Origin of the sequence: Pseudoroseomonas cervicalis ATCC 49957, from assembly GCF_000164635.1 — a bacterium.
Taxonomy (GTDB): domain Bacteria; phylum Pseudomonadota; class Alphaproteobacteria; order Acetobacterales; family Acetobacteraceae; genus Pseudoroseomonas; species Pseudoroseomonas cervicalis.
In genome coordinates, this window is record NZ_GG770779.1 from 389,141 (window position 1) to 403,707 (window position 14,567).

Sequence of the window (14,567 nt, forward strand, 5' to 3'; positions counted from 1 at the left end):
GCCGCCGGCGCGACGGCGGCGGCGGCGGCCACGGCCCTGGCGGCGGCGATCACCGCCGACACGGCCATGGCGGTGACCGCCGCGGCGGCCACGTCCACCGTCACCCTCACCGCCAAGCATGGCGGCCTGGTGGGCAACGACATCGACCTGCGGCTGAACCGCTTCGCGGATGAAAGCCTGCCGGCCGGGCTGTCCGCGACCGTCACCGCCATGTCCGGCGGCGCCGGCACGCCGGCCATCGCCGATGTGCTGGCGGCGATCAGCACCACCCGCCATACCGACATCGTCATCCCCTGGACCGACAGCGCCACGCTGGCCGTGCTGACGCCGGAGCTGGCGGCCCGCTACACCGCCATGGGGCGGCGGGACATGCACGCCTGGGGCGCCAAGGCCGGCACCAGCGGCGCGCTGGCGGCGCATGGCGCGGTCCTGAACGATGCGCATCTGACCCTGATCGGCGCCTATCGGTCGCCATCCTCGCCCTGGTGCTGGGCAGCGGCGCTGGCGGGCGTCGCGGTGTTCCACCTGACCAATGACCCCGCGCGCCAGCTGCGCAGCCTGGTGCTGCCCGGCATCCTGCCGCCGGACGCGGTGGACGCCTGGAGCCCGACCGAGGCCGACAACCTGCTGCGCGACGGTTACAGCACCTGGCTGCGCACCGACGATGGCGCCGTGGTGCTGGAGCGGGTCATCACGACCTATCAGCGCAGCACCCTGGGGATCGAGGACCCGGCCTGGTTGGACGTGATGGTGCCGCGCGTCATGACGCGCATCCGCTACGACTGGTCCAGCTATGTCGGTCTCACCTGGCCGCGCGCGAAGCTGGTGGACGATGGCAGCCTGGCGGCCGTGCATGATCCGGAGGCGGTGACCCCGGGCCGGCTGGACGGCGCCTGGGCGGCGCGCTGCCAGCTCTATGGCCGCCGCGGCTGGATCGAGAACATCGAGGCCATGCTGCTGCAGTCCACCCATGTGCGCGACGACAGCGACCGCAACCGCGTGAACTCCCGCAAGCGCGTGCAGATCGTCGGCAACCTGATGGTGCTGGCCGAGCGCATCGAGTTCCAGGCGTAAGGAGGCGCCGACATGCAGACCCTGGGGATCATCGACCTGACCTGGCGCGGCAGGACCATCGACGCGGAGAAGGGCAGCAAGGTCAAGCTGGGCGGCCTGAAGCAGAACGTCGTGACGACCGGCCGCCGCGTCCACCATGCCGACGAGATGGAGGCGAGCGAGATCACCGCCACCATCGTGCTGCCGCGCGGCATGAAGCTGAGCGACATCTTCGTGCGCGGCGAGGGCGACCTGATCGCGCGCTGCGACAGCGGCCAGACCTATGCCTGGCCGGATGCCTTCATCACCAACCGCCCCGAGATGACCGGCGGCGAGGGCGGCAAAATCCAGATCATCTGGGCCGCCGGCGAACCAACGGAGATGACCAGTGGTTGAGATCCTGCAGCCCGCCGAGGCCGACAACGAAGACGTGCCGGTGCTCGACACCGGCAGCGCGCCGGAGCGCGCGCCCGGCGACGGCATCGCCATCATCCGCGAGGATGAAGACGAGGATGCGCTGCCGGCGCATGCCGTGCAGCTCGACGATGGGCGGGTGCGCCTGCCGCTGCTGCACAAGGCCGAAGTGACCTATCGCAAGGCCAGCAAGGGCGAGGTGCACCGCGAGGTGTACCGCGAACTGACCTTCCGCCGCCTCACCGGCGCCGACATGCGGGCCATCATGTCGGCCGGCAAGGGCGCGGAACCCGTGATCGTGGCCATGGCGCGCTCGGCCGGCATCCACATGCCCATCATGCAGCTGCTCTACGACGCCATGGATGGGGCCGACGTGTCCGCGGCCGCGCAGGTGGTCAGCCATTTTTTGGGGAATGGCCCGACGACTGGCCGCTGATCCTGGCCTGGATCGGCGAGCATTACGGGTGGCCCCGGCATGAGCTGGAGGCCCTGACCCCCGAAGACATGGAGTTCTGGGGAGGCGCCATCAGCGCCCTTCGCCAGCGACAGAAAGAGGCTCAGTGATGGCCGGCGCGCGGGACATGGTGGCCAAGCTGATCCTCCGGTTGGAGGATCGGCTGTCGGCGGGGCTGGAGCGGCTGCGCGGCCGCCTCGACAGCATCTCGGCCACCGCCCGCCGCCTCAGCCTGATCGGCGCCGCCTTCGCCGCCATCAGCCTTGCCGGGCCGATGCGCGAGGCGGCGGCGTTTGATGCCCAGCTGCGGGACATCGCCATCACCGCCGGCGAGACAGGGCGGGCCGTGGAAGAGATGATCCAGCGACAGCGGCAGAGCTTCGAGGGCCTGGCGCTGGTGTCCGGCCAATCCAGCACCGCCATCGCCAGCGGCGCGGGCATCCTGGCCGCGGCCGGCATGGACCCGGCGCTGGCGGAGCAGCTGCTGCCCATCATCGCCCGCGTCGCGACCGCATCCGGCGCCGCCCTGTCCGACATCGCGCAGACGGCTTTTTCGCTGAGCGACGCGCTGCGCATCCCGCCGGAGCGCATGGCAGCGGCGCTGGCCGCGCTGGTGGTCGCGGGCAAGGAAGGCCGCTTCGAACTGGCCGCGATGGCCCGCGAGTTTCCGGGGCTGACCGCGGCGGCCAGCGCGTTGGGCCTGACCGGCCCGCGCGCGGTCAACAGCCTGGCCGCCGCGCTGCAGATCGCCCGCAAGGGCGCGGCGACCGAATCCGAGGCCGCCAACAACCTGATGAACTTCCTGCAGAAGATCACGTCGCCGGAGACAGTGCGGAACTTCCAGAAGATGGGCGTGGACATTCAGGCCGTGATGCGGGACGCCGCCGCGAAGGGCCTGAACCCGCTGGAGGTGATGCTTCAGAAGATCCGGGAGCTGACCGGCGGCGACCCCTTCAAGATCGGCGAGCTGTTCGGCGACATGCAGGTGCTGAACTTCATCCGCCCGATGCTGGCCAACGTGGACGAATACCTGCGCATCCGCGACCGCGCCGCCGCCGCCGGCACTGGCGTCATCGACGACGATTTCGCGTCGCGGATGGCCGGCCTGGCCGCCACCTCGCAGCAGGCCACCGAAATCCTCACGCAGATGGGGCGCCGGATCGGCATGGCGTTCAGCGCCGCGCTGCCGTTGGCCCTGCCGCTGCTGCAGATGCTGCATGGCTGGATGAGCGCGCTGGACAGCGCGGCCCCGGGCACGATTGACCTGGTGGTGCAGATCGCTGGCGGCATCGCCGTGCTGGTGGCCGCGCTGGCCATCATGGCGCCTGTGGCCAGCGCCGTGGCGGCGGGCTTCGGCCTGGTGGCCAGCGCCGCCAAATTCGTCGCCCTGGGGGTGCTGGCGATCAGCGCGCCCGTGGCGGCCGTGCTGGCTGTGCTGGCGGCCCTCGCCGGCGCCGCCATCGTCATCTGGCGCGACTGGGAACGGTTCGGCCCGATGTTCCGGCAGCTCTGGGAGGGGGTGCGGGCGATCTTCCGCGGCTTCCTCGATTGGATCGGCGGCATCTTCAGCGGCGACCTGGCCCGGTCCCGCGCCGGCATCCTCGCCATCTGGCGGGGTATCGGTACGGCCTTCGGCGCCATCTGGGATATCGTGAAGGGCTTGTTCAGCAGCTTCGCCGACTGGGCCATGAGCTGGGCGGGCGGGCCCATCCAGGCGGTGCTGGACGTGCTGCAGGTGGCCTGGCGGGTGTTCGCCACATGGATGGGCACGCTGTGGGGCGTGATCAGCGCGCCCATGGTGGCCTTCGCCGGCTGGTTGGCCAGCTGGGCCACAGGGCCGATGCAGGCCGCCGTGGAGGCGCTGCGCGATCCTTGGGCGGCCATCGCGAGCTGGCTGGAAGCGCTGTGGAATGCCCCCCGCGTGGCGCTGACCGCCTTCGCGAACTGGGTGGCCAGCTGGGCGGCCGGTCCGGTGCTGGCCGCCGTGGAAGCGCTGCGTGGCCCATGGGCGGCCTTCGTCGCCTGGCTTGAAGCGCTGTGGGATGCTGCGCGCGCGCTCCTGGTGGCCTTCGCCGGCTGGGTGGCCAGCTGGGCGGCCGGCCCCGTGCTGGCCGCCGTCGAAGCGTTGCGCGGGCCGTGGGCGGCCTTCGTCGCCTGGCTGGCGCCGCTGTGGGACACGGTTCGCGCACCGATGGATGCCTTTGCGGCCTGGATGCTGGGCTGGGCTGCCGGCCCTGTCACGGCCGGTATCGCCGCGATCCAGCAGGCATGGGGCGGGATGACCGCCTGGTGGGATGGGCTGGTACAGCGCTGGCGGCAGCCCTTCGCCGATTTCATGGACTGGGTGGAGGGACGCCTGGCTCCGCTGCGCGCTCTTGCCGCGCAGGTGGGCCGCCTGCTGGGCCGTGGCGGCGATGGTGAGGCGGATGGCGCCGAGGCGCCCGCGGCGCCGGGCCCGGCCGGACAGCCGGGGCCGGATGGCCGGGCGGCCGATGCCGCGCAGCGCCGGGCCAACATGCTGAACCGCGCTCGGCTGGAAGGCTTCCCGGCTGCGCCGCCGCCGGCGCCGCTCTCCGGCGAGATCGTCGTGCGCGCGGCCGAGGGCGCCAGCATCCAGGAGACGCGCAGCAGCAACCCGGATGTCCGCCTGCGGCCGGCCGAGCCGAACCGCGGCGCCACGGTGGGGCGGCCCTGATGAACATTCTGGAGGATTTGGAGGCGCTGCTGGAGGAGCTGTCGCCGGCCACCTGGCGCGGCGTCGAGTTCCACATGCTGGATTCGCGCTCCGAGGTGGGGCGCCGCATCCAGAGCTTCGTCTTCCCGGGGCGCGATGACCTGGTGCACCAGGACCTTGGCGCCGTCACCGGCCCCATCCAGGTGAACGCGCTGCTGGTCGGGGACGACTACCTGCGCCAGGCGCGGCGGATGGCGAATGCGTGCCGGCAGCCCGGGCCCGGGACGCTGGTGCATCCCTGGCTCGGCGAGCTGGCGGTGGTCCTGAGCGAGCCCGCCAGCATCACGCTGGAGGATCGCCGGCGGCGGGTGGCCGCGCTCGAAATGACGTTCGAGGTGTACGGCTCGCCGCCGGTGCCGGCCGTGGACACCCTGGGCCAGGTGCTCGACGCCATCGACGAGGCGCGCGCCGAGGCCCGCGCCATGCTGCGCGCTGTCCTGGCGCCGCTGGCGCTGCCCCTCGCGGCGGCCCGCTACCTCAGCGACTTCGCCTCCGCCGCCGGCAGTTCCTGGCGGTATGGTCTGGGCCGCCTCTCCGGCAGCAGCCTGGCTCTGGCGGGGGCCGGGCCGGCCCTGTCCGCGCTGGTGGCCATTGGCAGCCTGCCGCTGTCGGCCGCGCTGCCCGAGGCTGTCTCGGCCGGGATCGAGGGCGTGCCGGATGCCATCGCTGCGGCCGCTATCCTGCCGCCGCCGCCGGCGATCGGACCCGGGGGCAGCACGGCCACTATCACATCGGCCTTGGCCGACCGCGACCAGGCGCAGCTTGACCCGCGCTTGGCGCTGGACGTGCTGCTGGTGGCGGCCGACCAGCAGGCGCAGATGGCCATGGGCGAACTGCCCCAGCTGGGCCTGGCCGCGCAGAGCCATGCCGTGGCGCTGGCGGTGAGCGTCGCGGCCGACATTCCCTATGAGAGCCAGCAGGAGGCCATGGCCGTCAGGGCCCGGCTGGACGGCGCCCTGGCCGCCGCGGCTGAGGTGGCCGCCCGCCTGTCGGCCGACCGGCCGCTGGTGGCGGGGCCGGTATGGCGCGCGCTGGTGCAGCTGCGCCTGGTCGCCAACCGCGACCTGACCGCCCGCACCGGGCGGCTTCCCGTGGTCGAGACGCTGACGCCGCCGGGCGCGGTGTCCGTTTGGCTGGTGGCGCAGCACCTGGCCGGCAGCGAGCTGAGCCGCCTCTTACCGCTCGCTGAGGACGTGCTGAGCCGCAACCGCATCCGGCGCGGCTGGGCCGTGCCGGCGGCGCCCCTGGAAGTCCTGCGGTGAGCGGCGCGCTGAGCTGGGCCGGTGCCGAGCCCATGCGCCGTGTGGCGCTGCGCGCCGGGGGCGTGCTGGTGCATTGGTGGACGCGGGTGGAGATCGTCCGGGAGCTGGGCGAGATCAGCGGTTCCTTCATGCTGGAATATCTCGACACGCCCCGGGCGCGGGCCGCGTTCCCGGCCTCCTATTCGGCGGCCAACGCGGCACGCGACGCGCTGCTGGCGCTGGATGCGCGGTTGGACCGTGGTCAGGCCGTCGATATCGAGATTGATGGGGAGCTGGTCCTGCGCGGCCATATCGACGACTTGCTGCTGGATGTCCGGGGCGACTTCCTCTCGGCCAGCGTCACCGGCCGCGACCGGACGGGCGACCTGGTCGATTGCGTGCCTGATCCGGACGGCCCGGCCGAGTATCGCGGCCTGACCCTGACGCAGATTGCCAGCCGCATCTGCCAGCCTTTCGGCATCACGGTGCGCGCGGATGTGGATGTCGGCGAGCCCCTGCCGCATTTCGCGCTGGATATCGGCGAATCCGCGATGTCCGCCCTGGAGAAGGCGGCACGGCAGCGCGCCATCCTGGTGGTCTCCGATGGCGTGGGCGGGCTGCTGCTGACGCGCAGCGGGCGCCGGCGGGGGCCGGCCAGCGTCACCCTGCCCGGCAACGCCCTGGAGGCGCAGACGCGCCGCAGCTGGCGCGAGCGCTGGTCGGAATACCATGTCGTGGGCCAGCAAACGGCTGGCGGCGGCCGCCGCGCCACCCGTCCGGCGATGGACCACACCGCCAGGCCGCTGACCAGCGCCGCGCCCGGATCGCCGCCCCCGGCGCCGCCGAGCCCAACCGGCAGCGAACGTCCGGCGGTGGTGGCGCGCGGCCTGGCGCGGGACCCGGAGGTGCAACGCTATCGCCCCATCCTGCGCCAGTCGCGGACCCAGAGCGGCGGGGCATCGGTGCAGGATCAGGCAGCCTGGATGATGCGCGTGCAGCGCGGCCGCAGCGACCAGCTGGCCTACACCGTCCTGGACTGGCGCGCCGGCGAGGATGACAGGCTGTGGCGGCCGAACGAGCTGGTGCTGGTCGATGATCGCTATACCGATGTGCTGGCCGATCAGCTCGTGTCCGGCGTGGCCATGTCCTATGACGAGCGCGGCGCCATGACCCGGCTGCAGCTCATGGGGCCGGAGGCGTACGACCAGGTGCGAGAGGGCGAGGAACAGCCGCGCCGCCGCGTCCGCCGGCGCCAGGCTGGCACCGCCTCCGGCGATTCCTCGGCACGGCCCCTGACCGGGAGCAACGGCAATGCTTGATCCGGAGGCCGAGGCGCTGCGCCGCGGCGGCGCGCAGCTGGCCCATGTCGTCGCGGTCCGGGACGGCGGCGCGGTCCAGGAACTGGATGCCGAGGCTGTGGGCGGCCAGGTGCGCGCGGCGGTGGAGGTGCTGCAGATGTTCGGCGTGGCCAGCCGCCCGGCGCCCGGCGCCCTGGCGCTGCTGTTGGCGGTTGGGGGCGATCAGGGCCACCTGGTGGCGCTGCCCATCGGTTCGCCGGAGCAGCGCTTTGGTGGCCTCGCCGAGGGCGAGAGCGTGCTGTACGGCGCCGATGGCAGCCGTGTCGTGATCCGCCAGGGCGGCGTGATCGAGGTGCAGGCCGGCAGCGTGGTGAGAATCGCCGCGCCGGGCGTCGTCGTCGAAGCGCCGCAGGGCGTGACCATCGTCGGGGACGTGCATGTCACCGGCAGCATCACGGCCACCGCGGCCGTCAGCGATGCCAACGGCTCGATGCAGGAGATGCGCGACCGCTACAACGCGCACCAGGGCCACGGATCGGGCGGCGGCCCCAGCCCGCAGATGACCTGATCCCACCCCTGCCGAGGCAAGGGCAGATCGCGCCGCGCGCGCGCGAGAAACTGCCTGCATGCCCTTCGCCGATTTCGCCCTTGCCTATGACGCCGATAGCCGAAGCTGCGACCTGGTGCTGGCGGCTGACGGCCTGGTGCTCGACCGCACGCCGCTGACGGCGCTGCTGGTGTCGCTGGGCACCGACCGGCTTGCCCGCGCGGATGATGAACTGCCCCAACCTGAGGAGGCCGGCCAGGCGCCCGCGCAGCTGAACCCGCGCCGCGGCTGGTGGGGCGATGCGCTGGACAGCCGTGGCCAGATCGGCAGCCGGCTGTGGCTGCTGGAGCGGCGCAAGCAGGCCGAGCAGACCCGCCGCGATGCACAGACCTATTGCGCCGAGGCGCTGGACTGGATCGAAAGCCGCCGCGCCACCCCGGTGACGCTCCGGGTGTCCTGGTTGCGGCGGGGCGTGCTGGGCATCACTGCCCGCGCCGGCAGCGACAGCATCGACGTGCAGCAGCCGGTGCTGGCATGAGCTGGCCCATCTCCACGCCCAGCCAGATCGCGGCGCGCCAAATCCAGGACCTGCGCAGCGCGCTGGGCCTGCCTGACGATGCCGAGGTGAACGAGGTGACGCGGGCGCTGGCCGGCGCCTGGTCCGGTTCCGCCTATGAGCTGCTGCTGTTCCAGCGGGTCCTGGCCGACGAGCTGATGCCCGACAGGGCAACAGAATGGCTGCCGCGCCACGCCAGCATCTGGGATGTGCCGCGCCGGCAGCCCACCAAAGCGCGCGGCGCCGCGCTGGCGGAAGGTGCGGCCAATCTGCCGCTGCCGGCTGGCATCGCTGTGACATCCAGCAAGGGCCAGCTCTACACCACCACCGCGTCCATCGCGCTCGATGCGGCGGGCCAGGGCATGGTGGACCTGGTGGCGGCCGAGGCCGGCAGCGCCGGCAACCTGCCCAGCGGCGCGGTGCTGACCCTGGTGTCTCCCATCGCTGGCCTGACGGGGCAGGCGCTGACGGTGGGCAGCGACGGGCTGACCGGCGGCCTGGACATCGAGGATATCGAGGACTGGCGCGGCCGCATCCTCGACGAAATCCGCAACCCGGCCGCCGGCGGCACCGTCACCGATTACGAGCGCTGGGCGCGCCAGGTGGTCGGCGCCAGCGGCCTGGTGGCGGTCTATCCGGAATGGGGCGGGCTGGGCACGGTCGGCGTCATCGTTGCGCTGCCCGGCGGCGGCGGCGTGCCCAGCCCTGCGCAGATTGCGGAGATCGAGGCCGTGATGGCGGCCAACCGGCCGGTGACGGCCGCCGTGATCGTGCTGCCGGCGCTGCTGCTGCCGGTCAACCACACCATCGCGCTGACGCCCGACACCACCACCACGCGCGCCGCCGTCACCACCGCGCTGCAGGCGTTCTATGGCCTCTCCCGGATCGGCGAGGCGATTCCGCTCAGCCGGATCGGCGAGGCGATTTCGGCCGCACCCGGCGAAGACAGCCACGTCCTGATCAGCCCCACCGCGGCCATCACCCCGACGCGGCGCCAGCTGCCGGTCCTGGGCAGCATCACCTGGGTGAGCCCGTGAGCCGCGCGGCCGAGGACATCCAGGCCGAGCTGCTGACGCTGCTGCCGCGCGGCTGGGCCTGGCCGCGCTCCCCCGACAGCGTCATGGGCCGGCTGCTGCTGGCCGCGGCGGCCGAGCTGGCGCGCTTTGAGGCGGGCGCCGAGGCATTGCTGCTGGAAAGCGACCCGCGCAGCGCCGACGCCCTGCTGCCCGATTATGAGCGCGTGCTGGGGCCCGACCCGTGCGGCCGAGACGCGGCGGACCTGTCCGTGCCGGCGCGGCGCCAGCTGGTGCATCAGCGCTGGACCGCCCGAGGCGGCGCCACCCCGGCCTTCTTCATCCGCCTGGCGGCCTCCCTCGGCGTGTCCATCCAGCTCGACGAAGCGGCCCCCTCTGTCTGCGGCGGCAGCGTCTGCGGCGACAGCCTGGCGCCGCCGGAAGCCCGATTCGTCTGGCGTGTGCGTGTCCCGCCCGGCGCGCCGGGCGGGCTCCCCTGCGTCCTGTTCCGGCTGACCCCGAGCCACACCACCCTTGTCATCGTGGATATGCCCTGATGGACCGCACCAGCGCGCCGAACAATGTCCTGGTTTCGGGCCGCCGAATGTACCGAGACCGCAACTGGGCGGCGGGCGAGGAAGGCACCAGCCTGATGGCGGCCGACCGCAACGCCGTCCAGGAGGAGATACTGGCCGTCATCGAGGCGGCTGGCCTGACGCCGAGCGCCAGCAACCTGGCGCAGCTGCTGGCGGCGCTCCGGCTGATGACGCGGGGCATGCGGGTGGTGGTGACCAGCTCGCAGACCGTCACGGCGCCTGTCTGGGCCACGCGAGCCTTCATCCGCGCCTGGGGCGGGGGCGGAGCGGGCGGCGGCTCGACGGGCAGCAACGGTGCCGGTGCCGGCGGTGGAGGTGGCGAATACCGGGAAGCGTTGGCCACCGTCACGCCAGGCGCTGCCTATGCCGTCACGGTCGGCGCCGGCGGCGTGGCCGGCACAGGGGCGGGCACGAATGGCGGCGACAGCATTTTCGCCGAGGCCGAGGGCGCAACCCTCGCTCTTGCAAAGGGCGGCGGGGGTGGCGGCGCCGGCGTCAACACGCCCAGCCTGACATTTGGCTCCGGCGGCACGGGGGGGCTCGGCGGTGCCCTGTCCATTCGTGGCCAGAATGGAGGCACCGAATGGCGCGGCATGGACAATACCAGGGCCTGCGCGCAGGGCGGCGGCGCATTTGGAGGCGCGCCGACGCCCCTGGCTTTGTCGCCGCAGGCGAGCCTCGGCATCTATCCGGGCGGCGGTGGCTCGGGCGGCTTCGGCGGAACCGAGGGAGGTCCGGGGGCGTATGGGCTGCTGACCATCGAGTGGCGCCCCTGACATGGCGGTGTCGGGCCGCCTGATCGTCACCCTGCGCGCCAATCAGCCCCAGCCGGAGACGCTGCCTGGCAACATGGTGGGCAGCAGCATCACCATCTATGCTGATGTCCGGGACGAGCGTGGCGCGTGGATCGACGTGCAAGAGCCCGTCATGCTGTTCCGGCGCCCGCGCCTGTCCAACCGCATCCGCATGGCCGGGGCAGATGTCCAGCGGCTCGACATCGGTCGGTACGCTGTGAGGCTGCTGCCCGATATCGCGGGCACCTGGAGCGCACGCTTTGAAGTCAGCGGCCCCATCATCGCCGCGGGTGAGATTCGGTTCCCGGTCCCTGCATCGGCCGTCGTGTCGCCGGCGCCGCCGCTGCCGGTGCTGTCGGACGAACATGGCGTGCCGCTGCTCTCGGGCGATGGCACGCCGATCACGGTGCATTTCGCGAACCGGCGTCCGGTGGCCGGCCTCTCCGAGGCTGGCGGCTATCTGCTCTGGGTCCAGAACGACCAGTTTGTGCGAACCGGGCTGGAGGACTTCCGGCAGGACGTAAGGGCCACGGCAGGGGATGAGGTCGGGCAGGTGGTCGCCGAGCGCACGACCTACACCCCGCACCCTGGCTCGCCTCTGCAGACCCCTCTGGTCTTCAAGTCGCGCCAAAGGCCGGACCTGGAAAGCGATTTTGGGGCCAAATTGGATGGCAGCTCGGACGATACTGCTGCCCATGTCGATGCTGCGCGGTCTGGGCGGGTAGTGAAATGGCCGCCCGTCGCGGCGACCATGCGGATCTACGACGAGGCCATCCTGGACGACCGCCCCGCCCAGATTTTTGGTGTGATGGGCAAATCCCGCATCCTGCTGGGGACCTACGCACAACGGGCCTATCGCCTGCTGGCGGGTGGCAACACGCTGTCAGGGCTCACCTTCCAGGGAACCACCGTCAACGGCCGGAAGCCATTTATCCAGGGCAATTCGGCCTACCCCATGCTTTACGGCGATCAGGCTTACACCTCGGCCGCCGCCGTGTTCTGCCTGTCCGGATACAACCGTCTCCTGAATCTTGGGTTCTTCGACCTCCCCACCGGTATGCGGGTCCGTTCGTTCGACCGCGCCTCTCAACAGGTGCTGCGCAACGAGGTCGTAAACCCCTACGGCGAGCGCTGTGACTTCGGGATGATCGGAGGCAACCAGCGGGCCGGCCGCTTCGTCGGGTGGGGCTTCGGCGCCTCGACCTTCGAGACGTCGAACGCCCCCAATCACGACGTCTATTTTGCCGGCAAATTTCCGAAGGGCATGCCGCCGGAGGAGGGTGACGACCCCACCAATGAGGGCCCGACCGGCTTTTTCGATACCCTCACCGAGAACTGCCTCTTCGAAAGCTTCATCAGCACCGGCAACCTGTACTCGTCGGTCTTCAAATTCACGGGCATGAAGGGATGCACCATCCGCAACATGCAGTCCGGGGCGAGTGTCTGCCTGCTGTCACTGGCCTACATGCGTGGCTGCACTGTGGATGGCGCGACGATCTACGATCTTCGCCAGGGCCTGACTCCGGCGGGGGAGCCCAACACCAGCCCCACGAACCAGGGCGGCGTGATCCTCTCGGACTGCCACGATATGGACCTCTTCGGCTTGACCATCGCCGGCCGGTCCGGGGACAATCACGTTAATGGCGTGCTGCTGCGGGATGGCTCTTCCGACATCCGGCTGCGCACCGGCACCATCAGCATGGGCTACACGGCGGCCACGCCGGACCGCTCAGCGTTGCGCATCACCCGGGGCAGCACCCGCACATATGTCGGGCCGGGCATGACGCTTCGGCACGCGGGCGGCAACAAGCCCTTGGTCCTGGTTTCGGCCTCGACAGACACGGTGCTGGATAGCCCAGTCCTGCAGCAGGGCGATGCGGCGGCCACAGCGCTGGTCAGCGTAGACAGCGCCAGCACCGGCACCCGTTGGCGGCGCGAGGAACTGGCCAGCCGCAGCGCTCCCGGCAGCGCGCTCGCCAACGCGGCGCCTGGCACCGTGCTGCAGCGGCCGGCCATCGCGCCGCTGCTCTGGCGCCCCACCGAGCTGGGGGCTGCCCGCGTGCTGACGCTTTCCGCGAAGCAGCCCGGCGCGGTTGTCACCGACGCCGTCACCGGCCTGGTGACCGAGTGGCGCGACTACTACACGCCCAGCCGCCGGCTGGTGGCGGCGAGCGCGGCCGAGGGGGTTCCTCTCGTCCTGACCAGCGGCCTGGACGGCGTAGACCCTGCTGTGCGCCTGGTGTCCCCAGGGTACCTGCGTGCCGGCGCCAATGCCCCCGAGCTGCTGGCAGCCGCAACCGGGCCGCTGCAATCAACCTCCCTGGCGCTGGTTGTGGCCGTGGCCGCGTCGCTGGGAGGCCCGCGCAACATTGCAGGGTGGTGGCAGATGGTGTCCGGTACCCCGCCGCGCATTCTGCTTCGCCATAATGCCGGCGCGGGCGAAGCCCAGCAGGTGGTGACGCAAGGGCAGGGCGGGTCCAGTACCATCGTGTCGGGCGGCACCGAGGACGCGCAGTGGCACGTCGTCGCGGTCCGCAAGGTCGGCCCTCTGCTGGAAATTTATCAGGACGATATCACCACCCCCTTGGCCACCGGCTCCATCGCCAGTGTCTCCCAATTCGCGCCCGACGAGTTCCTGCTGGGGGCCGGGGTCGGGAGCACGACGGGGGCGGCGGCCTCCAACAATGTCGGTCCCCTGGCGGCTGTGCTGGCCATCGCCGGCCCCACCAGCCCCGCATGGGACGGCGATCTTCATAACGCGATGCGCTGGGTGGGCCGGCAGGCGGGGATCGTCCTGGCGTAGGAGGTGGGTGGGTCGCTACAAGGAGGCGCTCAGAGTCCCTTTAGGCACCTCTGATCCCCACCTAATCAGCTCCCCAATCCTGCATTTGCTGGGTTGCAAATTTGAGTGACACGATTTGCAGATTTGGCTGGCCGGCTACAGCCGGATCGCGCTGCCAGACCATCAGGCAGATGTCGAGCAGCACATCCTTCAGCGCCATCTCGTGCACGACGCGCCGTTCGGTCGGGTCGATGGCGCGCTGCAGCGTGTCGGCCAGCCGCAGCATCAGCTTCTCGACACTGCCGGCGCTGCCGGCGGCATCCTTCCACAGCTTCTCGTAGTGCTGGCGCAGGGGATGGCGCGCCGCCTCCAGCGGCTTGCGCACGAAGGCCTTCACGAGCAGCGCCATGGTCTCGACCGGGCCGCCAGGCCCGCCATGCTCGTCCAGATAGGCCTGCAGCAGGTCCAGGCGCCCCGCCTCCGCCATGCGGTCCAGCAGGGCCTGGGGGCCGGCCGGGGGCGGCGCGGCGGCCAGGTCGCGGCGGAACGCCTCGGCGGTGTAGCACAGCGTCACGCCGCCAAGCAGGCGTTCGCCCCCCTCGCCCTCGGCCACCACCTCGGCCGCGTGCGTCTCCCCATCCAGGAAGCGCGGCGGCACCGCGAAGCGGAAGCCGTTGCGGGCCTCGAGGCCGCCGAGCAGCGGCAGCGCGTCCGGCGCGCGGCCGGCATCGGTGGCGATGATCTCGCCATCGATCTTCAGCACGAAGCGCGCCAGCCCCGCCAGGCTTTCCGGCGCCAGGTCATAGCCGGCAATGGCATGCTGCTGCAGCGCCACAACGCTGCCGGGCATGGCGGTGGGCAGGGCAGCAGCGGACGACCAGAGCGGCTGGCGGGCCGTGTCCAGCAACCGCAGCCGGTGCGCCGCCCCGTCCGCCGCCGCGGCGGGCAGCAGGAAGAGCGCGCTGGCGGCGGGGCCGGGGCGCAGGAGCACCGGCGCCAGCGGCGCGTCGTCCAGCAGCAGCGTGACCGGCAGCGCCGCCGGCGGCAGGTTGTCGGCGAGCAGCAGCAGCCCGTCCTGGCGGACC

At 71.7% G+C, this 14,567-nt stretch carries 13 protein-coding genes; 12 read left to right on the plus strand and 1 reads right to left on the minus strand.

Going from position 1 to position 14,567, the window contains the following annotated elements; translation table 11 throughout:
- From HMPREF0731_RS25480 to HMPREF0731_RS13055, 12 genes are all read left to right on the plus strand, one after another.
- The coding region (locus HMPREF0731_RS25480) for a phage tail sheath subtilisin-like domain-containing protein (protein WP_007004610.1) at positions 1-1,074 on the plus strand (1,074 nt) is incomplete at its 5' end.
- Positions 1,075-1,086: 12 nt separating this feature from the next.
- Positions 1,087-1,449: a phage tail tube protein gene (locus HMPREF0731_RS13005; protein WP_007004611.1), complete on the plus strand. Its 363-nt coding sequence runs from the start codon at positions 1,087-1,089 to the stop codon at positions 1,447-1,449.
- A gap of 40 nt (positions 1,450-1,489) precedes the next feature.
- On the plus strand, positions 1,490-1,903 hold the full coding sequence (locus HMPREF0731_RS13010; RefSeq protein WP_169312294.1) for a phage tail assembly protein: 414 nt from the start codon (positions 1,490-1,492) through the stop codon (positions 1,901-1,903).
- A gap of 127 nt (positions 1,904-2,030) precedes the next feature.
- The gene (locus tag HMPREF0731_RS23175; RefSeq protein WP_007004613.1) at positions 2,031-4,616 is read left to right on the plus strand and encodes a phage tail tape measure protein; all 2,586 of its coding nucleotides are present in this window, start codon (positions 2,031-2,033) and stop codon (positions 4,614-4,616) included.
- Complete coding sequence (locus tag HMPREF0731_RS13020; RefSeq protein ID WP_007004614.1) at positions 4,616-5,917, plus strand: DNA circularization N-terminal domain-containing protein; 1,302 nt, start codon at positions 4,616-4,618, stop codon at positions 5,915-5,917. Before HMPREF0731_RS23175 ends, HMPREF0731_RS13020 begins: the two co-directional genes overlap by 1 nt.
- Positions 5,914-7,215, plus strand: coding sequence for a phage baseplate assembly protein (locus HMPREF0731_RS13025; RefSeq protein WP_007004615.1), 1,302 nt, complete (start codon positions 5,914-5,916; stop codon positions 7,213-7,215). The genes HMPREF0731_RS13020 and HMPREF0731_RS13025 overlap by 4 nt, the downstream gene beginning before the upstream one ends.
- Entirely contained in the window at positions 7,208-7,762 is a 555-nt protein-coding gene (locus HMPREF0731_RS23180; protein WP_007004616.1) for a phage baseplate assembly protein domain-containing protein, read from the plus strand. The genes HMPREF0731_RS13025 and HMPREF0731_RS23180 overlap by 8 nt, the downstream gene beginning before the upstream one ends.
- Positions 7,763-7,820: 58 nt before the next feature.
- Positions 7,821-8,279, plus strand: a complete 459-nt coding sequence (locus tag HMPREF0731_RS13035) for a phage GP46 family protein (protein ID WP_007004617.1) — start codon at positions 7,821-7,823, stop codon at positions 8,277-8,279.
- The gene (locus tag HMPREF0731_RS13040) at positions 8,276-9,334 is read left to right on the plus strand and encodes a baseplate J/gp47 family protein (protein WP_007004618.1); all 1,059 of its coding nucleotides are present in this window, start codon (positions 8,276-8,278) and stop codon (positions 9,332-9,334) included. The genes HMPREF0731_RS13035 and HMPREF0731_RS13040 overlap by 4 nt, the downstream gene beginning before the upstream one ends.
- On the plus strand, positions 9,331-9,867 hold the full coding sequence (locus tag HMPREF0731_RS13045) for a putative phage tail protein (protein ID WP_007004619.1): 537 nt from the start codon (positions 9,331-9,333) through the stop codon (positions 9,865-9,867). The genes HMPREF0731_RS13040 and HMPREF0731_RS13045 overlap by 4 nt, the downstream gene beginning before the upstream one ends.
- A complete protein-coding gene (locus tag HMPREF0731_RS13050) occupies positions 9,867-10,682 on the plus strand; it encodes a glycine-rich domain-containing protein (protein WP_051014755.1) in 816 nt (271 codons plus the stop codon). Before HMPREF0731_RS13045 ends, HMPREF0731_RS13050 begins: the two co-directional genes overlap by 1 nt.
- 1 nt (position 10,683) lies before the next feature.
- Positions 10,684-13,503: a hypothetical protein gene (locus HMPREF0731_RS13055; protein ID WP_007004621.1), complete on the plus strand. Its 2,820-nt coding sequence runs from the start codon at positions 10,684-10,686 to the stop codon at positions 13,501-13,503.
- A gap of 61 nt (positions 13,504-13,564) precedes the next feature.
- Here HMPREF0731_RS13055 and HMPREF0731_RS25485 read toward each other — a convergent pair.
- Positions 13,565-14,567: hypothetical protein (locus tag HMPREF0731_RS25485; RefSeq protein WP_007004622.1), on the minus strand; the 1,003-nt coding region annotated here is incomplete at its 5' end.

Coding starts and splice junctions, on each gene's coding strand:
- HMPREF0731_RS13035 (WP_007004617.1), top strand. CDS start 7,821: ATGCCCTTCGCCGATTTCGCCCTTGCCTATGACGCCGATAGCCGAAGC.
- HMPREF0731_RS23180 (WP_007004616.1), top strand. CDS start 7,208: ATGCTTGATCCGGAGGCCGAGGCGCTGCGCCGCGGCGGCGCGCAGCTG.
- HMPREF0731_RS23175 (WP_007004613.1), top strand. CDS start 2,031: ATGGCCGGCGCGCGGGACATGGTGGCCAAGCTGATCCTCCGGTTGGAG.
- HMPREF0731_RS13050 (WP_051014755.1), top strand. CDS start 9,867: ATGGACCGCACCAGCGCGCCGAACAATGTCCTGGTTTCGGGCCGCCGA.
- HMPREF0731_RS13020 (WP_007004614.1), top strand. CDS start 4,616: ATGAACATTCTGGAGGATTTGGAGGCGCTGCTGGAGGAGCTGTCGCCG.
- HMPREF0731_RS13040 (WP_007004618.1), top strand. CDS start 8,276: ATGAGCTGGCCCATCTCCACGCCCAGCCAGATCGCGGCGCGCCAAATC.
- HMPREF0731_RS13005 (WP_007004611.1), top strand. CDS start 1,087: ATGCAGACCCTGGGGATCATCGACCTGACCTGGCGCGGCAGGACCATC.
- HMPREF0731_RS13055 (WP_007004621.1), top strand. CDS start 10,684: ATGGCGGTGTCGGGCCGCCTGATCGTCACCCTGCGCGCCAATCAGCCC.